We start from the raw sequence: 21050 nt of genomic DNA on the forward strand, positions 1-21050 counted from the left end.
AATCCCGCAACACGACCGGGATGCCACCGGGCAATGCATGAAGCAGCGCCCGGTAATAAGCAGGTTTGCCGCCTGGGCATAAGGCACCGATCACCTGCATGCAGGGCGTATCGGGGTGTGATCTTCGGCGTGGAAAGCAGACACGCATCGGGAGTCGTTGTGACAAATGCAACCAGAAGCGGTGTAAGTCCGGTTTCGTTACGGCGTTTGATCGGGGGTGAGGAAAACCTGTGGCCACAGGACCTCAACGAAGTGAAACGTAGTTCTGGCGTAAGCGACCGACGATTACTCGGCATGCACCTCCCAAACCATTGGGTGAAGGCCGGGCAGCCACGGGGATAAAAGTGACCCCGAGCCGGATTAGCGACCGGCAAGATCACACCCCGATGCGCACTTTCGCGCATCACAACCCTAGACGAATCGTTCATTCCGAACAGGGCAGCCTCGCCGAGAGGCGACACGCACACCGAGCCAGGCCAAGCATGATGCGCGGCCATTGGGATTAGATGACCCACGGCATCCGGACAGCGTAACCGGACATTAAGGCCCGCCAATCTGCACTCGGCGGGCTCTTTTCCCCTCCCTACCCCGTACCCATAAGCAGAAAGCCTAAAGGCTTTGGAGGCGCGCATGCCTACTGAAAGGAAACTGATGTGCGGCGTCGGAATAAACGACGCCGACTACAAGGTGACCTCTTACTCAGTTATTAACGGCAGATCTAGGCGCGCCTGGATATGCCCGATTTACTCGCTCTGGAAGGGAATGATTGACCGGTGTTACGGGAAAAGCCCTGACACATACAGGCCAACATACGCCAGCTGCTCTGTTACGCCTGAGTGGTTTAAGTTTTCGGCTTTCAGGGCCTGGGTGCTCACCCAGGATTATCAGGGTAAGGAGCTAGACAAAGACATTCTGGTTCCCGGCAACAAAATATACAGCCCTGAGAATTGCGTCTTTATCCCCCTCCAGCTGAATAGATTCCTTAACGCCAATGAGGCGCTGCGCAGGAAATGGCCAGTAGGCGTCCATTGGGACAAAGGCAGAAAAACCGGGGCGTTCATAGCCCAATGCAGCAATCCGTTCACTGGCAGAAATGATCATCTTGGCCGATTCGGCACTCCAGAAGATGCGCACGAGGCATGGCGAAAGCATAAGCATTCCCTTGCATGCGCATACGCAGATATGCAGAGCGATCGCAGGATTGCGGAAGCCTTAAGGGCTCGTTTCGCCACGCCATCACCGGCAACCATGCACCGAGGTAATCACCATGCACGCAATCAGCAATGCCGGCGCGCTTGAGGCTGGCCGCTACGCCGCAGATGAAACCAGCGACAGCCGCGCACGTTCGTTTGGCCAGCTCTGTGACCGCGCCCGCGACGGGCTTACCTGGCTGCAGATCGAAGAAGCCATGGCAGAAGCACCCACCGCTCAGCGCAAAGAGTTCTGGTCGCAGATGCTCGGGTTCATCGATACAGACCCTCGATTCATCGCCAAGCAGAACGTGTCACTGATCGCTGGGCCGCTTCAAGAAGCCGTCGCCCTGGCCGTCGACGCCCAAGTCAGAAAGGAGTTTGACCTATGAGCCGCATGCCCTTCCCTACCCTGATCGAAGACCAGTTGGCCGCCATTGAGGCTGGTCGCGTTGTTGAGCGCATAGCCGTCAGCGCCAGCAGCCTTCTTGGCGCTAAGTCGCTGGCCTACCAACAAGGTATCGAGCCGCGCCGCGAGCCTGATTTCAAATACTGCTCAGGTGGGCAGTGGACGCTGGTTTATGAGGTGCGGCCATGAGCACCGCCCGCCAGCGTCAACCTCGCTGTGGTATCTGGCGCGGCTTCGCGCTGGCCCTTCTCGTTTTTACCGCCTTCGCCTTCGCACTTGATTACGTCGACGATGAGCCAGCAAGCCAGCGCCCAGCGCAGGGAGAACACAATGAACGCAGCAACTGACGTGCAGCTGATCGAAGATATTAGCGAAGCGAGCGCCCCGACCATTTATGTCACTGGCGGCCTCAAGAAGTTTTTGGATGCGGTGGCTGCCGAGGTTTCTACCGAGGTTCCTGACACCACCACACGCAAGGGCCGTGAGCGCATTGCCTCCCTGGCCGCGAAAGTCAGCAAGTCCAAGACGGCTGTAGAGAAGCCTGGCCGTGAATACTTGAAGCGGCTAAAGGAGCTGCCCAAGGTAGTTGAGGCAGAGCTGCGCGAGTTCACCGGCGCCATGGACGCACTGCGCGATGCAACACGCAAACCGCTGGACGACTGGCAAGCCGCCGAAGACGCGCGGATTGATCGCCACCAGGCGTTGATCGATGAACTGAATGAACGCGGCGCAGAGGCAGGCACCTATGACGCTGAATACCTGCGCGGCTCTATAGCGACGGTTGAATCAGTCGTTATCGGCGAGCACTTGGAAGAGTTTGAGGCCGAAGCCGCCCGAGCCAAGGATAAGGCGCTTGTCGCACTGCGCACCGCCCTGACTGCTCGCGAGAAGCAGGAAGCCGAGCAGGCTGAACTTGCCGAGCTGCGCCGACAGCAGGCCGAGCGTGACGCTCAAGATGAGCGCGACCGCATTGCTCGAGAGGCGGCGGAGCGCGCAACCCGAGAAGCCGAGCAGCGCGCACAGGCTGAACGTGACGCAGCAGCACAGCGCGAGCGCGATCTTGAGCTGCAGGCTGAGCGCGCCAAACGTGAAAACCTTGAAGCCCAGCAACGTGCCGAACAGGCAGAGCGCAACGCCCAGGCAAAGGCCGACGCAGCAGCAGCGGCTGAACGCCAGCGTCACGCCGACGCGGTGGCTGATGAAGTACGTCAAGCCAAACGCCGCGAGGCGGACCTTGAGCACAAGAAGGCCATCAATAACGCAGCGCTGGCCGCATTTATCGCAGGCGGCATGCCTGAAGACTGCGCCAAGCAGGCCATCACCCTGATCGCCAAGCGCCAGGTTCCAAACATCAGCATTCAATACTGAGGTCGCCATGAACCAAGTATCTCGGGTAAACCAACAGGAAGGCGCGGTCGCTGTAGTTGGCGAGTCCGCCACCATCCTGCAGATCATCCAGCAAGTCGCTATGAGCCCAACCGCCGACATCGACAAGATGGAGCGGCTAATGGCCATGCATGAGCGCTTCCAAGCTCAACAAGCCAAGCAGCAGTACGACGAAGCACTGGCGCAGATGCAGGAAGAGCTGCCTGTAATAGGCGAACGTGGAGGTATCCGCGACAAAAGCGGTCGCATCCAGAGCACCTATGCGCTGTGGGAAGACATTAACGAAATGATCAAGCCGGTGCTGGCCAAGTACGGGTTTGCCCTTTCATTCCGCACGCCACGCAACGAGCGAGGCATTGAGGTCGAGGGAGTGTTGAGCCATCGCGGCGGCCACCGTGAAACAACCTCCCTTGTTCTGCCAGCAGACACTACCGGAAGCAAAAACGGCGTACAGGCGGTTGCCTCCAGCGTCAGCTACGGCAAGCGCTACACGGCAGGTGCGCTGCTCAACTTCACCACTACCGGCGAGGATGATGACGGCAACGGCGCGGTGGTTACGCCGCGCGTCACATCAGTGCAGGCCGCCCAATTGGCCGAGCTGCTGGAAAAGTGCAGCGACAAGGCCAAGGCGGCGTTTGCTGGCATCCACGGCACACCGGCCAGCGTCGAGAAAGCTGCCTTTGACCAAGTACTGGGCATGCTTTCCAAGTCGGCCAAGCAAAACACTCAGGAGTCTTGATATGCAGATAATTACCGACATTGATCAGGGCACGCCTGAATGGCTGGCAATGCGACTTGGCATCGTCACCTGTTCCGAGCTGGACGCCCTGCTGGTGGCTGGCAAGGGTGAAGCAGGCTTTGGCGTGGCGGCGTTCACCTATATGGACCAACTGATCGGCGAGCGAATCACTGGTGAGGCGGCTGAGCTTCCATTCCAGACCAAGGCCACGATTCGCGGTCATGAGTTGGAAGGCGTAGCACGCGGCCTGTACGAGGCGCGCGAAGAAGTCACGACACAGGCTGTCGGGATCATCCTCAATCACGGCATTGGCTACTCGCCAGACGCGCTTGTCGGCCCTGATGGGCTGACTGAAATCAAAACCAAGCTACCCAAGTTTCAAGTCGGCGTGATCCTGGCTGGCGAGGTGCCGAAAGATCACATCGCGCAGTGCCAGGGCGGTTTGTGGGTGGCCGAGCGCGAGTGGATCGACTTCATCAGCTACTGGCCTGGAATGCCGATGTTTGTAAAGCGCGCCTACCGGGATGAGGTTCTGATTCGCAAGATCGCTGAGCGCGTCAAAACCTTCCACGAATTGCTCGAAGAGCGCATGCATCGCGTTCTCGGCATTGCAGCTTAATCAGTCAAGTAGGAGGCCGCATGGCCCAGATGTTCGGAGTTGCCCGGATCGGTCGGGATGCAGAGGTTCGCTATACCGCTGCTGGCGATGCGGTGGTGTCGCTTTCGCTGGCCTTTGAGTATGGCAAGAAGGTAGACAACAAGAAGCCTGTGCAGTGGGTTGATGCGGCGCTATGGGGCAAACGCGGCGAGGCCATGGCGCCTTACCTGCTTAAAGGCCAGCAGGTCGGCGTGACCCTGGATGAGGTGCATATCGAAACCTTCACCAAGGCAGACCACTCCCAGGGCTTCAAGCTGGTGGGCCGGGTGAGCAACATCGAGTTCGCCGGCAGCCCGCCACAGCAGCAAGGGCAGCAGCCGCAGCAGCAACGCCAGCAGGCGCCGCGCCCTCAGCCAGCCCAGCAAGCAGCGGCCTCTGACTTCGACAGCTTCGATGACGACATTCCCTTCGCGGACCCCTATCGGGGCATCCGCTGCCTTCTCATCTAACCAACACCAGGGCGCACACAGCGCCCTTTTCTTTGCGAGTCACCCCATGATCGACCAATCAAGCATCGAGGCGCGCAACAGCTTGCGCCACAACCTGGCCGCCAAAATGGCCGCATTCGAAGCCCACAACGGCCCCGTTCAAACGCTGCCCATCCGCATCGGCAACGAGCCCATGCCGGCTTTCCGCATCAACTGCCCCGACAAGCCCAAGGCAATCCCGGTGGTGCGTGTGCGCAAGACGGCAGGCGAGCGCAAGCCACGGCCCAACATGGTGCTCAAGCAAAGAAAGATCGCCGCCATCACCGAGCTGGCCGGCAAGGGCCTGACCATTGAAGACATCGCCGACCAAGCGCCCTTCACGCCAAAGCTCACGCCCAAGTACGTGCTCAACATGATCTGGACCCACCGCATCCCACGCGGCCGCCAAACTGATCTGGAGGCGTGATGGCCAAGTCCACCCAGGAGCGCTCAGCGAACTCGGCAAAAAAGGCGGCAGCAGCCGGCGAGGAAGAACTGCGCAACAAGGTACGCCCTGGCACGCGCGCCATGCTTGCCGACCTCATGCGCTGGCACGGCATCACGGTTATATCCGAAGCCGTCCAGAACATGATCATCAACCTGCATGCCCTCGGTCCGGAAGGCTCAGCCCATGCACTCAAAACCCCGCGCCACACTTTCGAGATAACCGAAAACGTGGCGCGAGACCTATACCACCAGGGTGCGATGCGAAGCGCAGCACTTGATGCAATCGACCAGCGCTGATCGATTTAGCAAAAGAAAATGCCGCGACTTATCTAAGGGTTTGGATAAGGAAATCTTGGGAGCGATCAATAAAAACATCTGCCCCGGGATTTCGAACAGTAGCGCCTTGGACCTTCACTAAGCTCTTCGCATCAGCTAATCGCCCGAGAATAGAGGTCAGACCCTCATCCATTGTGGCGGTCTCAACAATCCCGATTGCGTAAGTACTGCCACTAGCCAACTGACCAGGAGCAAAGACAATCCAGCCCTGCCATTCGTCCTCACCATGAATTATCCGGCCAATTTTGCGGTAGCTATTACGGCTGGCATCTTCAGCAATCGGGAACGGGTTGGTATCGCCTTCAATGAAGTAATCGGCCTCTGTGATAGGGGCATCAGGATTAAATTTGGCAATAGTCTGGATCGTCCTTTGGGATACGGCTCCTGACTGAAGATAGGCCGCTTCCAGCTCTGGCTGACCTAGCTGAATCAATATGCTCCCAAGATTAAGCGCCTGCATGAATTGGTGCATGTTGATGGAGCCTGGCCCAGCCTGCGAGGTGTATGTGTAAAGCGTTTCATCGAGACTGTACCCAGCACCCTCGAAAGCAGCAGCCATGTAACGCCCAAGGATGAAACTGGCCTCTGGAGATCCGGGCTGCAGGCCGGCCAAGTCAGCGGCGAAGCCAGCTTGGTTCTGCGCCCATGCATACTCGATAGCTTCGAAGGAGCGCTGATCAAACGTCGCAGAAGGTAGAGCCGCAAATGCTTTCAGAGAAAGGCTAAGCAGTATTAGCGGAAGCAATGTTTTCAGAATCATTTATCTATCCCTGATCGTTGGTTTATAGCCGGCATATTGCCACCCCCAATTTTCAATTAACAAGCCCAGCGCCAGCAGCGCAACGGGCTGCTATTGCTTGGAGAAAGTTATGCCGATCACATACGGCTCAGTATGCAGCGGCATCGAAGCGGCCACCTGCGCCTGGCACCCGTTGGGCTGGCAGGCTGAATGGTTCGCAGAAATTGAGCCATTCCCCTCTGCAGTTCTTGCTCATCACTACCCGAACACGCCGAACCTGGGCGATATGACCAAGCTGGCCGCGCAGGTGCTGGCGGGCCGCATATCAGCTCCTGACATTCTGGTTGGTGGCACGCCCTGCCAGGCATTCAGCGTGGCAGGCATGCGCGAAGGCCTTGCTGATCCGCGCGGTGCCCTGACAATTAAATACGTGGAGCTAGCCGATGCAACAGACCTTATTCGCACTCGAAGAGGTGAGCCCGAGGCCGTTATCGTTTGGGAAAACGTCCCTGGTGTCCTTTCCGACAAAGGCAACGCCTTCGGATGCTTTCTTGGCGCGCTTGCTGGGGAAGACTGTGAGCTGCAGCCAGCAGGGAAAAGGTGGGCGGACGCTGGTTGTGTGTATGGACCCAAAAGAACAATCGCGTGGAGGGTTCTTGACGCCCAATATTTCGGCCTGGCCCAACGCCGCCGCCGTGTGTTCGTTATCGCAAGTGCTAGAGCAGGGTTCGATCCCGCCGCGGTACTTTTTGAGCGCGAAGGCGTGCGCCGGGATACTGCGCCGCGCCGAGGCGAGGGGGAAGACGTTGCCGGATCAATTACGGCAAGCCTTGGCCGGCGTGGCGGAACACCAGACTGCGGAAGCACAGCCGGCCAGCTTCAATCGGTCAGCGCATACGGGGGGGGGCAGAACTAGCGGCCCTGTAGACGTGGCTGCTTGCTTGGTGGCGAAAGGGCAGAAGTGCGACTTTGAAGTCGAGACATTTTGCGTTCACGGCACCCAAGACCCCGACCTTCGCTATGAGCAAGCGCACACACTTGGTCGTAACAGCGGGCAGGAGAATGCAGTCTTCGCAATCCAGAACGCCACACGCGGGAAGGATCAGAACGGCTTGGGCATCACCAGTGATGCGCCGATGTACACGCTTGATCAAGCTAGCCAGCACGCTGTATGCGTAACCGGCGACATTACCCACACACTGAAAGCCGATGGCTTCGATGGCAGCGAGGATGGCACTGGACGGGGGCAGCCGATTGTCTCGGTCGCATTGCGTGGCCGGGAAGGTGGCGCAACCGCAGAGCTTGGCGTCGATGAGTACGGTCAGGGTAATCAATTCCGCAATCACTATGTTGCCGGCGGCATCGATGTTGAGCGCTGCCGAGAGCTTATGTCACTTGGCTACATGAGGGAGCGCGCAGGTTCGGCACTTAGCGGTGGCGATCCTTGGTTCAACGTAACGCCGGCTGGCGTTGATGCTGTTGCGCTTCTGAGCCCGGAAGCACCGCCCCCAAAGAAACGCACCAACTGGGATGAGTATTGCGCATACGAATCGAACGACCCATTCGGTGACTGGCTCTTGGGGCCGATGAAACCGGAGTATCAGCAAAGAGGCCGCTGGGGTTCGTTCGAATACCGCATGTCACGCTGCCGCTACAGTCGCGTTCATTCCGAAGTGGGCGGTGAATGGTGCCGCACTAAGAAAGAGGCGAAGGCCAGCTATAAAGCAGCGCTCAAGGCTCATCGGGATGAACTGAAAGCATATCGCGCAGGCATTGCCGCATGACCGACCTCTTCTACTTGCAAGACAGCCGTAGCAACGTCGGAAGCCGGGCGATGTTCTGGCGCAACGGCGGCGGTTACACCTCAAACCTGGACGAAGCCGAGCAATTCAGCCGCGAGCAGGCGGTTAGTCAGTACGAATGCCGCGAAACCGACCTGCCGTGGCCGGTCGCATACGTTCGCCGCTGGGCTGATGTGGGCGTAGATCACCAGTACATATCCCGCCTCGAAGCAGAACAAGCTGACCTCACGGCCGGCTACTACGCCGCAGCGCCACGCGACTGGGACGGTAACGATCTGCTGTGGCGCAGCTCGCTGGATAACGGCTACACCGCCAACCTGAAGCATGCCCGAATCTTCAGCACCTCCGAAGCAATCGGCGGCAGCGTCATCTGGCCGGCGAGCTACATCGACAGCAAAAGCCGGCGCGTTGTGCAGGCCCGACTGCTTGACCATCCGCAGGCGCTAGCTGAGGTCAGCTTGAAACTGAAGAAGATCAAGCCGCAGAAGTTCAGGCGCCAACGCTATCGCTGCGAGCCGTGCGGGCGATTCATCACCGAATACCAGAACTACACCACATGCCCGAATTGCGGAGCAGAGAACCGCCCATGAGCCGCCCCACCTACTGCCGCACCCAGCGCCTGCCTGCAGCCGAATGCCAGTGCCTGCGCTGCACACCCATCACCAACAAGTAACTCATTCCAACGAATGGATTAACCCACACTCCCCAGCCGCGCTGGGTGGAGAGAGCTATGAAGACAGCAGAAAAGGTGGAGGCAGCCGGCTTTGTCTTTGAAGGCAAGATGGCCGAAATCATTGGCACCACACAGAAAGCACTGGAGCGACGTCGCCAGCGCGGCCTCATTCCAGAAGGGGTATGGCTCCTAGTACATGGTCGCATCATGTTTAGCATCGCGAGGTATAACGAATGGCTAGAAAGCCAATGGAGTGGCCTGCTGGCATCGAGCCCGTCGGCGATAAACTCCGGATACGGTTCACCTGGGCAGGTTCGCGTCGCTGTGAAACCCTCCCCTATCCGCAAACGCCAAAGGGTATTGCCGCGGCCGTCGCAATCCGTGATCAAGTAGCCCAGCTCAAGAAACTGAACATGCTCAGCGAAGATAAGTACGCTGAGCTTTTCCCCAACTCCAGCTATGCCGTGGCGTCACTCAAGCCAACCTTCACTGAGTACGCCCAGCTGTGGATAGACAGCCGGCAGATAGTCGAAGCAACCCGCCGCAATTACTGCAGCATCCTCAACAACATATGGGTACCGCACCTGGGCAGTAAGCGCATTGATATGATCAGTGCGGCCGATCTGCGCAAGGTGGCGGCTGCTATATCCTGGGCGTCACCGTCGCACCGTAAAAACAGCACGGTACTTCTCGCCAGCATCTTCCGCTCTGCAGTGGCTGACGAGTTGACCGGCCGCAACCCGGCAGCCTCGATCCCTCGGTCAAAGGTGCCGCGTCGGCCGGTCGACCCATTTACGCGCGAGGAAGCCGACAGGATGATCGCCTGGCTGTACGACAACCTGGCGGGGCCGCTCCGCATGTATGCGGCTTACTTTGAGTTTGCTTTCTACACTGGGCTGCGGCCCTGCGAGCAATTGGCGCTCAAGCGTTCAGAGGTCAAGGAGGCCGAGCGCCGCGCACATATCTGCCGCCTGGTGTCCGACGGCAACATCGAAGAACGGATTAAAACCAAGTACACGCGCGAGGTTCTGCTGAATGAGCGGGCACTTCACGCGCTTGGCGTGGCCAAGCAGCTGCACGACGGAGAGTTTGTTTTCGCACCCGTCGACGGCAGTGGTCCATACATCCGCTCCGAGAACACGCCCAAGCATTACTTCCAACTGGCACTGGCCGCATTGAAAATTCGCGCACGGCGTCAGTACGATGCCCGCCACACTTATGCGACCATGTGCCTTATGGCGGGCATGAACCCTGCATTTATCGCCGGCCAGCTTGGCCATAGCGTTCAGATGCTTCTCACGACATATGCCAAGTGGCTCAGCTCTGCGTCAGATTGGACCGAGCTGAACAAGCTTTAAGGCGAATTGGTACAAAATTGGTATTTAGAAAATGACAGATGACGTGAAAGGCCCGAACCATCGGGGCGCATTGCTTGAGCTGCGACATTTTCTTTCAAGCCAGATCCTCGGCCAGGAAAAACTCATCGAAAGGCTGCTGATTGCCTTGCTTGCCGATGGCCACATGCTGGTTGAAGGCGCTCCTGGGCTGGCCAAGACCAAGGCGATTAAGGAACTGGCTGAAGGTATCGAGGCCGAGTTTCACCGTATTCAGTTCACCCCGGACCTGCTGCCCGCCGACATCACCGGCACCGAGATTTATCGCCCGGAGACCGGCAGTTTTGTCTTCCAGCAAGGGCCGATTTTTCACAACCTGGTGCTGGCCGACGAGATCAACCGCGCGCCGGCCAAGGTGCAATCGGCACTGCTCGAAGCCATGGCCGAGCGCCAGGTCAGTGTTGGACGCAGCACCTACAATTTGTCGCCACTGTTTCTGGTGATGGCCACGCAGAACCCCATCGAGCAGGAAGGTACCTACCCGCTGCCCGAAGCCCAGCTCGACCGTTTCCTGATGCACGTGAAGATTGGTTTCCCCGACGCCAGCGTGGAGCGCAAAATCCTTGCCCAAGCTCGCGGCGAGGCGCTCAACGGCGAAACCAAGCCAGAGCAGTTAGTCAGCCAGCAGGCAATCTTTGCCGCGCGCCAGGAAATCCTTGGCCTGTACATGGCCGATGCCGTGGAAGAGTATTTGGTGCAACTGGTAATGGCCTCGCGCACCCCGGCCAAGTTCGACCCCGAGCTGGCGGAGTGGATTGCCTACGGCGCCAGCCCGCGCGGCTCAATTGCCCTGGACCGTTGTTCGCGCGCGCATGCCTGGCTGGCCGGGCGGGATTTCGTCAGCCCGGAAGATATCCAGGCCGTACTGTTCGACGTGCTGCGTCACCGCATCATTCTGTCGTTTGAAGCAGAAGCCGCCGGCATCGACCAAGACCGTGTGGTGCAGCGCATTCTCGACGTTGTAGCGGTCGCCTAATCGTCATGCACGACCAGCCCACCCAACACGGCATCCGCGTCAGCCTCGGTGAACTGATCGAGATGCGTCACCGTGTGCGTGAGGTGCAGCTGTTTTCTACCCCAGCGCAGCGCAGCCCGCTGATTGGCCTGCACCACTCCAAACTGCGCGGGCGCGGTGTGGACTTCGACCAGGTGCGGGTTTATCAGCCCGGCGACGATGTGCGCACCATCGACTGGCGCGTGACCGCGCGCACTCAAGAACCGCACACCAAGCTGTTCCATGAGGAACGCGAGCGGCCGATCTACATTATGGTCGAACAAAGCCGGCAACTGTTTTTCGGCTCGGGGCTGATGTTCAAGTCAGTACTCGCCGCCCAGGCCGCCAGCTTGATTGGCTGGGCGGCGCTGGGCCACAACGACCGCATCGGCGGCTTGGTGTTTGGCGACCTGGAACACCACGAAATCAAACCGCGGCGCAGCAAGCAAAGCCTCTTGCAACTGCTTAGCCGCTTGGCTAAAGCCAATCAGGCGTTAAACAACGACGGCCAGGGCGTGCGCGACAGTTTCGGCCTGGCCCTGCGCCGTGCGCGCGAAGTGCTGCGCCCGGGGAGCCTGGTGGTGGTGCTGTGTGATGAGCGCACCCTTAATGACAGCAGCGAACAGCAGTTACAGCTGCTGGCACGGCATACCGACCTGCTGCTGCTGCCGCTTTCTGATGCCCTCGACCATGCACTGCCCAACGCCGGCCTGCTGCGCTTTACCGAACACAGTGCGCAGCTGGAACTGGATACCCAAGACGCCGAACTGCGCCAGGCCTACCGCAGCCTGGCCGATGCACGGCAGGCGCGCTGGCAGCGCTTGGCGCAAAAGCTCGGCGTGCCGTTACTGGCCCTGAATACTCAAAGCGAAATGGTTGAGCAGCTGCGTGAGCATCTAAATGCCCAGCGGGCGAGGAAAACCCTGTGAACCCGCTGGATCAGCTCGAACCCCTGATCACCCCGCCGCCCATCAATTGGTGGCCACCGGCGCCCGGCTGGTGGCTGTTGGCACTGCTGCTGCCGTTGCTACTGTGGGGGGGCGTTAAGTTACTTAAACAGTTGCCGCGCAAAACAGCGGGCACGCAGGCTGAAGCGCCTCTTGATCCCTTGCGCCAAGCCGCACTGGTGGAACTCGACCAACTGAAAAAACCTTACGACGGCGTTGATGCCGGGCCTTGGTTGCAACACCTCAACGCGATTCTTAAGCGCCTGTGCCGCGAGCGTTACCCGCAAAGCCACAGCCACACACTGAGTAGCCGCGCCTGGCTGGCCTTTCTCGACAGCCGCTGCCCCGCAGCCGGTTTAACCCGCTGGATGATCCTGGTTGAAGGGGCCTATCGCCCGCATTGCAGCTTGGATGACAAGGCCATCGCCGGGCTGAACCAGGCCGTAGCGATATGGATTCGCAAACATGTTTGAGTTTGCCTGGTCCTGGGTCTTTCTTCTTGCGCCGCTGCCGTGGCTACTGCGTGCTTGGTTGCCGCCTGCAGACAGTGGTGAGGCCGCCTTGAAGGTCAGCTTTCTGGCGGAACTGGAAAGCCTCAGCGGCCGCCGCGCGCGGCCGCGTCTACCGGCCTTACGCCAACAAGCGCCCTTTGGGCTGATCTGGCTCCTATTGTTGCTCGCCTGCGCCCGCCCACAATGGCTGGGCGAACCCTTGCCATTACCCGCCAGCGGCCGTGATCTGCTATTGGCGGTGGATGTCTCTGGCTCCATGGATTACGCCGACATGATCTGGGAAGACCAGGAAGTCAGTCGCCTGACCCTAGTCAAACACCTGCTCGGCGATTTCATCGATGGCCGCGAGGGCGATCGGGTCGGCCTGATCCTGTTCGGCAGCCGTGCCTACCTGCAGTCGCCACTCACCTTCGACCGGCAGACCGTGCACACCTGGCTGGATGAAGCGCAGAAGAACATCGCCGGGCCGCAGACCGCCATCGGCGATGCCATTGGCCTGGCGGTCAAGCGACTGCGCGAGCGCCCAGCGCAGAGCCGCGTGCTGGTGCTGGTCACCGACGGCGCCAACAATGGCGGCGAAATCGACCCCTTGACCGCCGCACGCCTGGCTGCCGAAGAAGGCATCGTCATTTACCCTATTGGCATCGGCGCCGACCCCGAACAAGGCGGCGTACTCGGCATGCTGGGCTTTAACCCCGGCATAGACCTGGACGAACCGAGCCTGCGCGCGATTGCTGACGCCACCGGCGGCGAATACTTCCGTGCGCGCGACAGCGAAGAGTTGCAAGCCATCGAAGCCACCCTCGACCGCCTGGAGCCGGTGGCGCAAAAACCAACCCTGGCGCGCCCGACACTGCCTCTCTACCCTTGGCCGCTGGCTTTGGCCTTGGTATTGAGCGTGCTGCTGGTCAGCCAAACGCTCTGGCCAACACTGCATCAACGCTGGCGTAACCCACTGGCAGCGCTGCGGGGCAAACAGTCATGAGTGAACTGAGCAGCCTCTGGCCTTACTGGCAGCGCCCTTTCTGGTTATTGCTGGCCCCGCTACTGGGCGTGTTGCTGTGGAAGCTCTGGCACCGAAAAAAACGCGCAGGTCGCTGGCAAGCCCTGCTGCCAGCCGCATTCCAGGCGGCCCTGTTGACGGCAACCGGCGGGCGCAACAGTCGCTTGCCCTGGCTGGCCCTCGGTTTGGCCTGGCTGCTGGCATTGTTGGCGCTGCTCGGCCCGAGCTGGCAACGCATCGAGCAGCAAAACCCCAAGCCGGCCGACCCGCTGGTGGTACTGCTGGAACTGACTCCCGAGATGCTCGCCAGCGACGCCTCACCCAATCGCCTGGCCCAGGCCAAACGCAAACTGCTCGATTTGCTGACGACGCGACAAGATGCGCAAACCGCCATCGTCGTCTACGCCGGTAGCGCACACACCGTGGTACCGCTCTCCGATGACCTGGCCACCAGCCGTAACCTACTTGACGCACTAAGCCCAGGAATCATGCCGGAGCCTGGCAAACGCGCCGATCTGGCCGTGGTCAAGGCGCTGCAGCTACTCGAACAAGGCGCCCAGGGCAACGGCCGTATGGTGTTACTGACCAGCAGCATCAGCGAAACGGAGCGTCAGGGTATGAGCCAGGCGCTTGGCCGCCGTGGTGAACGCCTGCGTATTCTCGGTATCGGCAGCGCCCAGGGCGCGCCGATCATTCAGGAAGACGGTTCATTCCTCAAGGATGCTCAGGGCACCATTCTTCTGCCGCGTTTGGACAGCAATGGCCTCAAACGCGTTGCCAATGAACTCGGCGGGCAATACCAGGGCATGACACTGGATGATCGCGACCTGCGCAACCTGGGCCTGCTCGATGCACCGCAACAGCTGCGCCGCGATGGCGAACTAACCCGCCTACAAGCCTGGGCTGACCAAAGCCACTGGCTGCTGTTGCCGCTGTTATTACTCGCTGCCTGTGCCGCGCGTCGGGGCTGGCTGCTGTGTTTGCCACTGTTTTTGCTAGGCCTGCCGCAGAACAGCTACGCCTTCAGCTTCGACGACCTCTGGCTGCGTGCCGACCAACAAGGCCTGCGCCTGCTTGAGGCGCAACAACCGGCGGCAGCCGCGCAACGCTTTAACGACCCGCGCTGGCAAGGCCTGGCGCTGTATCAAGCGGGTGATTACGCGGCGGCCGCAGAGCGTTTCGCCCATGCCGAAAGCGCCAGCGACCACTACAACCGTGGCAACGCCCTGGCGCGCAGTAATGAGTTAGAAGCTGCCATCGAGGCCTATACCCAAGCCTTGGAGTTGCAGCCAGATCTGAGCCAGGCGCAAAAAAACAAAGCCCTGGTAGAAAGCTTGTTGCAGCAAAAGCAGCAGCAACCCGATCAACCAGACAGCTCAGAATCCTCCAGCGCCGCGCAAAATCTGCCGACTGAGCAGCCGCAAACGGGCCAGCCCGAACAGAATGCTCAGCAGCAGAGCGAACAACCGCCCGCCTCGCCGGCAGAAGCTCAGCAAGGACCGGCAGAACCGAGCCAACAGCCCGCACAACCCAGCCCTGACGACGATGGCACCGAGACACCACCTGCTTCGCCCGCCGAAGACGACAGCGAGAGCAAGGAAGAACAAATCGCCAACGCCGAACCGACTCTCGACGGCGAGCGGCGTCAGGCATTAGAACAATGGTTGCGGCAGATCCCCGACGATCCGGGTGAGCTGCTGCGGCGTAAATTCAGGCTGGAACAACAACAGCGCCAGGAACAACTGCAATGAGCCGACTGCTCTGTACCCTTTTACTCGGCCTGCTGGCCCTGAACGCCAGCGCGCAGAGCCTGAACGCCACTGTCGACCGCACCCGCCTGAATGCCGGTGAAAGCGTAGAACTCACCCTGGAGTCACAGGACACCACGCTATTCGGTAAACCGGACCTGCAGCCCCTCAACGAGTTATTCGAGGTCCTCGGCACCCGCCAAGTCAATCGCCTGACTAACGATGGCAGTGGTGCTCAGGCCAGTACCCGCTGGATCATCACCCTGCAACCCAAGCACAGTGGTTACGTGGTGATCCCGCCGCTGAGCCTGGGGCAACTGCAAAGCGCACCGATCACCCTACACGTACAGCAGGCTACAGAGGCTGATAACAACCGGATGGCGCCGGTATTTATCGATGCCAGCCTGGATCAGGAAAGCGTCTACGTGCAGGCGCAAACCGTGCTCACGCTGCGTATTTACCACTCCGTTTCGCTGTATGACGACAGCAGCCTAAGCCCCCTGGAAATGCCTCAGGCGCGGATTGAACCGCTGGGTGAACCACGCACCTATGAGAAAGACATCAATGGCATACGCCATGGCGTAATCGAGCTGCGCTACGCGATTTTCCCCCAGCAAAGTGGCGCACTGATGATCCCGTCGCAGGCTTTCTCCGCGACAGCGGTTGATCGTACCGCCAGTAACGCTTACAACCCGTTCGGCCCGCGCCCGGGCAAGGTGGTACGGGTCAGGTCACCGCAAATCCCACTGACGGTCAAAGCCAAACCGGCCAGCTACCCGGCGAATGCCCCTTGGCTACCAGCGCGAGCCCTCAGCTTGAGTGAAGTATGGAGCCCGCAACCGGAGGCCGCCCGCGTTGGAGAATCACTGACTCGCAGCTTGCTGCTCAAAGTTGAAGGCCTGTCCAGCGCGCAATTGCCGCCCCTACCGGCCACAGAGGTTGCCGGCCTGCGGCGCTACCCCGATCAACCGCAGTTGGCCAACCAGGCCAATGACAACGGGCTGGTCGCCAGCCGTGAAGAACGCGAAGCGCTGGTGGCCAATCGTGAGGGCACCATCGCCCTACCGGCTGTGGAAGTGCTGTGGTGGAATACCGCGACCGATCAACTGGAGCGCAGCAGCGTGCCGGCGCGCACCCTGCAAGTGGCCGCCAACCCAAGCTTGGAAAACCTAACAGTCGATGCAGTACAAACTGCCCCCGTTAGCGCCCCGACAGTGCCGCTGTGGCCCTGGCAGTTGAGTACGGGGCTGCTGAGCCTGACCACCCTGCTCGGCTTTACCCTCTGGTGGCGCGCACGCCGGCAGCCTGCCGTAATGCCCAACCAGCAAACAGGCCCCAGCCCGCGCGACTTACTCGAAGACCTCAAGCGCACCTGCCTGGCTAACGACTCGCAAGCCACCCGCCACGCGCTGGACGCCTGGGCCCGGCAACAACCGGAAACCCTCGCCGATATGGCAGCACGTTTTACCCCGCTGTCTGACGCGCTCGACGGCCTGAATGGCGCGCTGTACAGCGAGAGCGGCCAGCATTGGCAAGGCCGTAATCTGTGGCTGGCGATTCGCAGCCTGCCTGCCATTGAGGACCTCGAAAGCACCACCAACCCAGACAGCAGCGCATTGCCTCCGCTGTACCCGCGCTAAGCGCTAGCCTTGCAGCGCAGGCCGCAGCGCCGCTATGTTTGGGTTGGAGTGCTGCTCTACACCGCGGTTGAATGCGGCTGTAAACGCTGTGCCGAATAACCCAGCGAACGCTAAGCGCGTTTACCTCGAACAATAAGTGGCACATAGCCCATGTGGGAGCGAATTTGTCCAATCAGCTGCTTAGGCCTGACACCATTCACCTGCACGCCCTCTCCCTCAATCCGGACCACACGCCGGCGCGGCGCACCTCACAACCAAATACCAACCTAACGCCCAGGCAATAAAAAACCGCGACCCAAAGGCCGCGGTTTTTAGTGTTGCTACTGCGTAGTCGGCTTAGGCCTTGTTGCGCAGCTTCTCCGGGTTGATCAGGAAGCGGGCCAGTGCAGGCAGCAGCCAGATCGCGCCGATCATGTTCCAGAGGAACATAAAGGTCAGCATCAGGCCCATATCGGCCTGGAACTTGATCGCCGAGAAGATCCAGGTCGCTACGCCGATCGCCAGGCAGACGCCGGTGAACAACACGGCTTTACCGGTCGACTTGAGGGTTTCGTAGTAGGCGTCCTGCAGCGACAGCCCCTGACGCAGGTAAGTCTCCAGACGGCTGTAGATATAGATGCCGTAGTCAACACCAATACCCACACCCAGGGCGATTACCGGCAGGGTTGCCACCTTCACACCGATGCCCATAAAGGCCATCAGGGCGTTACCCAGCACCGATGTCAGTACCAGCGGTAGCATCACGCACAGCGTCGCCGCGAAGGAACGGAAGGTCAGCAGACACATGATGCCGACTGCAGCGTATACCGCCAGCAGCATGGTGGTCTCAGACTTGGCGATCACTTCGTTGGTAGCCGCTTCGATACCGGCGTTACCAGCTGCCAGGATGAACTCCAGACCGTCCTTGTTATTTTCCTTGGCAAAGTCTTCCGCCACCTTGACCGCACGCGACAGGGTTTCTGCCTTGTGGTCGGTGAGGAACACCAGCACCGGCGCCACCGAGCAATCGCCGTTGTACAGGCCGTCGGCGCGGGCAATGGAGTTGTTCAGCACGTCCTGGTTACGCGACAGGGTTTCCCATTTCAGGTTGCCCTCGTTCATGCCTTTGATCACCTGGCGCGACACGGTGACCATAGAGATGGCCGACTGCACGCCTTCGGTGTTCTCCATCTTCCACATCAACTCATCCATGGCCGACAACGTCGGGTAAGTCGAGCAGCCTTCAGCCGCCGTCTTGACCATGATCACCAGTACATCGGAGCTGGTGGAGTAGTTGCGGATGACGAAATCGTTATCCAGGTTGTAGCGCGAATCCGGATGCAGCTCAGGCGCGCCCTGATCGAGGTCACCGATCTTCAGGTTCTGCCCGTACCAGACGCCACCCGCCAGGGCGATGACTGCTACCACTACGGAAATCGGCGCCACCATCGGGTGCGCGCAGTTGGAGATAAAGCGCCAGAACGGATGATCTTTTTCAGCGTCTTCACGGCTGATTCTCACCGCCTTCTTACTGATGCCGACGTAGGAGATCATCACCGGCAACAGAATAAGGTTGGTCAGAATGATAACCGCCACACCCATGGATGCACCGATGGCCAGCTCGCGGATTACACCGATATCGATCAGCAAGAGCGTGATAAAGCCCACAGCATCCGACAGCAGCGCCACCAGGCCCGGGATAAACAGCTGGCGGAAAGCCATCCGCGCGGCTGACAACGAATCCGTTGCCTCGCCAGAGGCCATGGCGATGCCGTTGATCTTTTGCACGCCGTGGGAAATACCGATGGCGAAGACCAAGAACGGCACCAGCATCGAGTAGGGGTCAAGCCCGAAGCCCAAGGTATGCAACAGACCCAGCTGCCAAACCACCGCGATCAGTGTCGTCAAAACCACTGCTAGTGTGCTCTTGAAGCAGTGAGTGAACCACAGCAACAGAACGAAGGTGATGGCAATCGCCACGGCAAAGAACAGCGCCACACCCATCAGGCCATCGATCAGGTCGCCAACTTTCTTGGCGAAACCGATGATGTGAATTTTGACATTGGGGTTCTGCGCTTCGTACTTGTCGCGGATCTTCTCTTCCAGCTCGTGGGAGAACTTCTGGTAATCCAGCGGGATCTGCTTGCTCTGGTCTTCAGGGTCGGCGTAGGTCTCCAGCAACGGCAAGTCGACGATACTGGACTTGAAGTTGTTAGCCACCAGACGACCAATCTGCCCGGACTTGAGAATGTTGCTGCGCAGCTCCTCAAGGCTTTCGGAGGAACCGTCATAGGTTTGCGGGATCACTTCGCCGCCGGCAAAGCCTTCCTCAGTCACTTCGGTCCAGCGAACGCTTGGGCTCCACAGCGACTTCAGGCCGGAACGGTCGACACCCGAAATATAGAAGGCTTCGTCGTTGATCTGACGCAGCGTCTCCATGTATTCCTTGCTGAAGATGTCGCCATCCACCGCTTCCACCGAAATACGCACGGTGTTGCCCAGGTTCGCCAGGTCGTTGCGGTGCTCAAGCATCTTCTGGATGTAGGGATGCCCCAGCGGAATCATCTTCTCGAAGCTGGTTTGCGGGCGCACTTGCGCCGCTTGGAAGAACAGAAACAGACTGATCAACAAGCACAGCAGAATCACGGCCGGACGATTGTTGAAGATCAACCGCTCCAAAAAGGAGGCAGGTTGTTGTTGATGCTTACTCATGCAAAGGCTCCCGGCTTATTGTTGTTGGCCCAGATCGGCGCCAGTAGGCGCAGCCGCGTGAACGCCACCCTGCCCTACCAGAATCAGATTGCCGTTTTCCATTGCTGCAACGCCTGCCAGCGAAAGCCGGTCGGCACGATTGGTCACATTGAAAGTGCGGCCGTTGTCGGTGCTCTTGAGTACCGTACCGCCATGCCCAACCACCACAATGGAACCATCGGGCAGACGATTGCCGTCAGCCAGACCAAATTCCAACGGGCCGTTGTTCGCAGTATTCAGGCTGATCGCCTGCCAGGTGGTACCGAAGTCGGCCGAACGGAACAGATGCCCACGAAGGCCATACACCAGCAGCGCGCCGGCCTCATCAGTGCCTAGGGCACCGAATAGTGAACCTTCATAAGGGCCTTCGAGGGTTTCCCAGGTTTGCCCCCAGTCTGGGGAGCGGAACATCACGCCCTGCTCGCCCACCGCAAATAGGCCGGCGTCTTTGACTTCGACAATGGCGTTGAGGTGATAGGCGTCTTCGTTGTCCATGCGGTCGCTGACGTCTTCCCAGTTGGCACCACCATCGGTGGTTTCCAACAAGGCGCCGTAAGCACCGACGGCATAACCGGTGTTGTGGTCCTTGAACCAGACATCCAGCAGCGGTGCTTCACGCTCAAGGTCTTCAAACTGCTTGACCCAGGTAGCGCCACCATCGGTGCTGGCAAGAATCTGTGCATCGTGACCCACCGCCCAACCATGGCTGTCATCGATAAAAAACACGGCAGTGAGCATCTGCTTGGTTGGCACCTTGGCCTGAACCCAGCTCGCGCCATTGTCATCGGAGAAGAGGATGTGCCCGCGATCACCGACGGTGACCAGGCGCTTACCGAGGCTGGCTACATCGAGCAGAAGCGTGTGTGAGGCTTTGGCAGACATGACTGAAAACTTGCTGTTTTCATCGCTGGCCGCTTGCAGTGGCGCACTGGCAAGCATCAGCATGGATAGCACACCGCACAGCGACAACGCTTTGGCTATCGGTGAGTGGCGGAGCACCGGCGTGCGGGAAAACCCCACAGCATGACCGGTTCGGGTGCGCCGCATAACGGGCTCACTCATATACCTTCCCCCTTATTCTTATAGGTCGCACTAGGCTTAATTGCAGTGCACCTATCCTACTGAGCTTTCAAAAGGCCTGACAATCAGCGCGACGTTATGTTTTGTTAAACCCGGCCGTCTACCATGCCCTGTTCGACTGACAAATAGCAAAAGGCCGCTACAACAGTAGCGGCC

Annotated in this window: 22 protein-coding genes and 1 pseudogene; 19 read left to right on the forward strand and 4 right to left on the reverse strand. The window is 59.6% G+C overall.

Features of this window, described 5'->3' with window-relative positions; all coding sequences use genetic code 11:
• Positions 1-897 precede the first annotated feature (897 nt).
• On the reverse strand, positions 898-1152 hold the full coding sequence (locus tag AC0J6G_RS09910) for a hypothetical protein (protein WP_475247301.1): 255 nt from the start codon (positions 1150-1152) through the stop codon (positions 898-900).
• 115 nt (positions 1153-1267) lie between these two features.
• Between AC0J6G_RS09910 and AC0J6G_RS09915 the strand changes: the two genes are divergently transcribed.
• Genes AC0J6G_RS09915 through AC0J6G_RS09955 form a run of 9 tightly spaced genes read left to right on the forward strand, consistent with a single transcriptional unit; the run spans position 1268 to position 5593 of the window.
• Positions 1268-1582 (forward strand): hypothetical protein, encoded by a 315-nt coding sequence (locus tag AC0J6G_RS09915; protein WP_475247303.1) that lies wholly within the window; start codon positions 1268-1270, stop codon positions 1580-1582.
• Complete coding sequence (locus AC0J6G_RS09920; RefSeq protein WP_475247309.1) at positions 1579-1788, forward strand: hypothetical protein; 210 nt, start codon at positions 1579-1581, stop codon at positions 1786-1788. Before AC0J6G_RS09915 ends, AC0J6G_RS09920 begins: the two co-directional genes overlap by 4 nt.
• Positions 1785-1946, forward strand: coding sequence for a hypothetical protein (locus AC0J6G_RS09925; RefSeq protein ID WP_475247313.1), 162 nt, complete (start codon positions 1785-1787; stop codon positions 1944-1946). The genes AC0J6G_RS09920 and AC0J6G_RS09925 overlap by 4 nt, the downstream gene beginning before the upstream one ends.
• Positions 1930-2967, forward strand: coding sequence for a hypothetical protein (locus tag AC0J6G_RS09930; RefSeq protein WP_475247315.1), 1038 nt, complete (start codon positions 1930-1932; stop codon positions 2965-2967). Before AC0J6G_RS09925 ends, AC0J6G_RS09930 begins: the two co-directional genes overlap by 17 nt.
• Before the next feature lie 7 nt (positions 2968-2974).
• Entirely contained in the window at positions 2975-3724 is a 750-nt protein-coding gene (locus tag AC0J6G_RS09935; RefSeq protein ID WP_475247317.1) for an ERF family protein, read from the forward strand.
• A 1-nt stretch (position 3725) separates the two neighbouring features.
• On the forward strand, positions 3726-4343 hold the full coding sequence (locus AC0J6G_RS09940; protein ID WP_475247319.1) for a lambda exonuclease family protein: 618 nt from the start codon (positions 3726-3728) through the stop codon (positions 4341-4343).
• Positions 4344-4363: 20 nt separating this feature from the next.
• The gene (locus tag AC0J6G_RS09945) at positions 4364-4831 is read left to right on the forward strand and encodes a single-stranded DNA-binding protein (protein ID WP_475247320.1); all 468 of its coding nucleotides are present in this window, start codon (positions 4364-4366) and stop codon (positions 4829-4831) included.
• A 46-nt stretch (positions 4832-4877) separates the two neighbouring features.
• Entirely contained in the window at positions 4878-5276 is a 399-nt protein-coding gene (locus AC0J6G_RS09950) for a hypothetical protein (RefSeq protein WP_475247322.1), read from the forward strand.
• Positions 5276-5593, forward strand: coding sequence for a hypothetical protein (locus AC0J6G_RS09955; protein WP_475247324.1), 318 nt, complete (start codon positions 5276-5278; stop codon positions 5591-5593). Before AC0J6G_RS09950 ends, AC0J6G_RS09955 begins: the two co-directional genes overlap by 1 nt.
• Before the next feature lie 28 nt (positions 5594-5621).
• Here AC0J6G_RS09955 and AC0J6G_RS09960 read toward each other — a convergent pair whose 3' ends face one another.
• Complete coding sequence (locus AC0J6G_RS09960; protein WP_475247326.1) at positions 5622-6392, reverse strand: hypothetical protein; 771 nt, start codon at positions 6390-6392, stop codon at positions 5622-5624.
• 109 nt (positions 6393-6501) lie between these two features.
• On the opposite strand from AC0J6G_RS09960, the pseudogene AC0J6G_RS09965 reads away from it, so the two are divergent.
• From AC0J6G_RS09965 to AC0J6G_RS10010, 10 genes and pseudogenes are all read left to right on the forward strand, one after another.
• A pseudogene (locus AC0J6G_RS09965) lies at positions 6502-7639 on the forward strand (DNA cytosine methyltransferase); the annotation flags it as partial.
• A gap of 512 nt (positions 7640-8151) precedes the next feature.
• The gene (locus AC0J6G_RS09970; protein ID WP_475247328.1) at positions 8152-8763 is read left to right on the forward strand and encodes a hypothetical protein; all 612 of its coding nucleotides are present in this window, start codon (positions 8152-8154) and stop codon (positions 8761-8763) included.
• Between the two features lie 140 nt (positions 8764-8903).
• On the forward strand, positions 8904-9239 hold the full coding sequence (locus tag AC0J6G_RS09975; RefSeq protein WP_475247330.1) for a hypothetical protein: 336 nt from the start codon (positions 8904-8906) through the stop codon (positions 9237-9239).
• Positions 9140-10204 (forward strand): tyrosine-type recombinase/integrase, encoded by a 1065-nt coding sequence (locus AC0J6G_RS09980; RefSeq protein WP_475253673.1) that lies wholly within the window; start codon positions 9140-9142, stop codon positions 10202-10204. The genes AC0J6G_RS09975 and AC0J6G_RS09980 overlap by 100 nt, the downstream gene beginning before the upstream one ends.
• A 31-nt stretch (positions 10205-10235) precedes the next feature.
• Entirely contained in the window at positions 10236-11216 is a 981-nt protein-coding gene (locus AC0J6G_RS09985; RefSeq protein ID WP_475247332.1) for an AAA family ATPase, read from the forward strand.
• A 5-nt stretch (positions 11217-11221) separates the two neighbouring features.
• Entirely contained in the window at positions 11222-12163 is a 942-nt protein-coding gene (locus AC0J6G_RS09990) for a DUF58 domain-containing protein (RefSeq protein ID WP_475247334.1), read from the forward strand.
• Complete coding sequence (locus AC0J6G_RS09995; RefSeq protein WP_475247336.1) at positions 12160-12654, forward strand: DUF4381 domain-containing protein; 495 nt, start codon at positions 12160-12162, stop codon at positions 12652-12654. The genes AC0J6G_RS09990 and AC0J6G_RS09995 overlap by 4 nt, the downstream gene beginning before the upstream one ends.
• Entirely contained in the window at positions 12647-13678 is a 1032-nt protein-coding gene (locus AC0J6G_RS10000) for a vWA domain-containing protein (protein WP_475247338.1), read from the forward strand. Before AC0J6G_RS09995 ends, AC0J6G_RS10000 begins: the two co-directional genes overlap by 8 nt.
• Before the next feature lie 5 nt (positions 13679-13683).
• Positions 13684-15447, forward strand: coding sequence for a VWA domain-containing protein (locus AC0J6G_RS10005; RefSeq protein ID WP_475253675.1), 1764 nt, complete (start codon positions 13684-13686; stop codon positions 15445-15447).
• Positions 15444-17084, forward strand: a complete 1641-nt coding sequence (locus AC0J6G_RS10010; protein WP_475247340.1) for a BatD family protein — start codon at positions 15444-15446, stop codon at positions 17082-17084. The genes AC0J6G_RS10005 and AC0J6G_RS10010 overlap by 4 nt, the downstream gene beginning before the upstream one ends.
• Positions 17085-17420: 336 nt before the next feature.
• On the opposite strand, the gene AC0J6G_RS10015 is transcribed toward AC0J6G_RS10010, so the two are convergent.
• Both AC0J6G_RS10015 and AC0J6G_RS10020 read right to left on the reverse strand, forming a co-directional pair.
• Positions 17421-19775, reverse strand: coding sequence for an efflux RND transporter permease subunit (locus tag AC0J6G_RS10015; RefSeq protein ID WP_475247342.1), 2355 nt, complete (start codon positions 19773-19775; stop codon positions 17421-17423).
• A 15-nt stretch (positions 19776-19790) separates the two neighbouring features.
• Positions 19791-20876 carry a WD40/YVTN/BNR-like repeat-containing protein gene (locus AC0J6G_RS10020; RefSeq protein WP_475247344.1) on the reverse strand — a complete coding sequence of 362 codons (1086 nt, stop codon included), beginning with the start codon at positions 20874-20876 and terminating at the stop codon, positions 19791-19793.
• Positions 20877-21050: the final 174 nt, after the last annotated feature.

It is taken from the genome of Pseudomonas sp. TS_SC_3 (genome assembly GCF_056156225.1).

Bases quoted from the DNA above. Each gene is read 5' to 3' on its own strand.
- AC0J6G_RS09955 (WP_475247324.1), top strand. From the start codon at position 5,276: ATGGCCAAGTCCACCCAGGAGCGCTCAGCGAACTCGGCAAAAAAGGCG.
- AC0J6G_RS09940 (WP_475247319.1), top strand. From the start codon at position 3,726: ATGCAGATAATTACCGACATTGATCAGGGCACGCCTGAATGGCTGGCA.
- AC0J6G_RS10020 (WP_475247344.1), bottom strand. From the start codon at position 20,876: ATGAGTGAGCCCGTTATGCGGCGCACCCGAACCGGTCATGCTGTGGGG.
- AC0J6G_RS10000 (WP_475247338.1), top strand. From the start codon at position 12,647: ATGTTTGAGTTTGCCTGGTCCTGGGTCTTTCTTCTTGCGCCGCTGCCG.
- AC0J6G_RS09970 (WP_475247328.1), top strand. From the start codon at position 8,152: ATGACCGACCTCTTCTACTTGCAAGACAGCCGTAGCAACGTCGGAAGC.
- AC0J6G_RS09920 (WP_475247309.1), top strand. From the start codon at position 1,579: ATGAGCCGCATGCCCTTCCCTACCCTGATCGAAGACCAGTTGGCCGCC.
- AC0J6G_RS10010 (WP_475247340.1), top strand. From the start codon at position 15,444: ATGAGCCGACTGCTCTGTACCCTTTTACTCGGCCTGCTGGCCCTGAAC.
- AC0J6G_RS09985 (WP_475247332.1), top strand. From the start codon at position 10,236: ATGACAGATGACGTGAAAGGCCCGAACCATCGGGGCGCATTGCTTGAG.
- AC0J6G_RS09925 (WP_475247313.1), top strand. From the start codon at position 1,785: ATGAGCACCGCCCGCCAGCGTCAACCTCGCTGTGGTATCTGGCGCGGC.
- AC0J6G_RS09930 (WP_475247315.1), top strand. From the start codon at position 1,930: ATGAACGCAGCAACTGACGTGCAGCTGATCGAAGATATTAGCGAAGCG.
- AC0J6G_RS09975 (WP_475247330.1), top strand. From the start codon at position 8,904: ATGAAGACAGCAGAAAAGGTGGAGGCAGCCGGCTTTGTCTTTGAAGGC.
- AC0J6G_RS09960 (WP_475247326.1), bottom strand. From the start codon at position 6,392: ATGATTCTGAAAACATTGCTTCCGCTAATACTGCTTAGCCTTTCTCTG.
- AC0J6G_RS09990 (WP_475247334.1), top strand. From the start codon at position 11,222: ATGCACGACCAGCCCACCCAACACGGCATCCGCGTCAGCCTCGGTGAA.
- AC0J6G_RS09910 (WP_475247301.1), bottom strand. From the start codon at position 1,152: ATGCTTTCGCCATGCCTCGTGCGCATCTTCTGGAGTGCCGAATCGGCC.
- AC0J6G_RS09950 (WP_475247322.1), top strand. From the start codon at position 4,878: ATGATCGACCAATCAAGCATCGAGGCGCGCAACAGCTTGCGCCACAAC.
- AC0J6G_RS09945 (WP_475247320.1), top strand. From the start codon at position 4,364: ATGGCCCAGATGTTCGGAGTTGCCCGGATCGGTCGGGATGCAGAGGTT.
- AC0J6G_RS09935 (WP_475247317.1), top strand. From the start codon at position 2,975: ATGAACCAAGTATCTCGGGTAAACCAACAGGAAGGCGCGGTCGCTGTA.
- AC0J6G_RS10015 (WP_475247342.1), bottom strand. From the start codon at position 19,775: ATGAGTAAGCATCAACAACAACCTGCCTCCTTTTTGGAGCGGTTGATC.
- AC0J6G_RS09915 (WP_475247303.1), top strand. From the start codon at position 1,268: ATGCACGCAATCAGCAATGCCGGCGCGCTTGAGGCTGGCCGCTACGCC.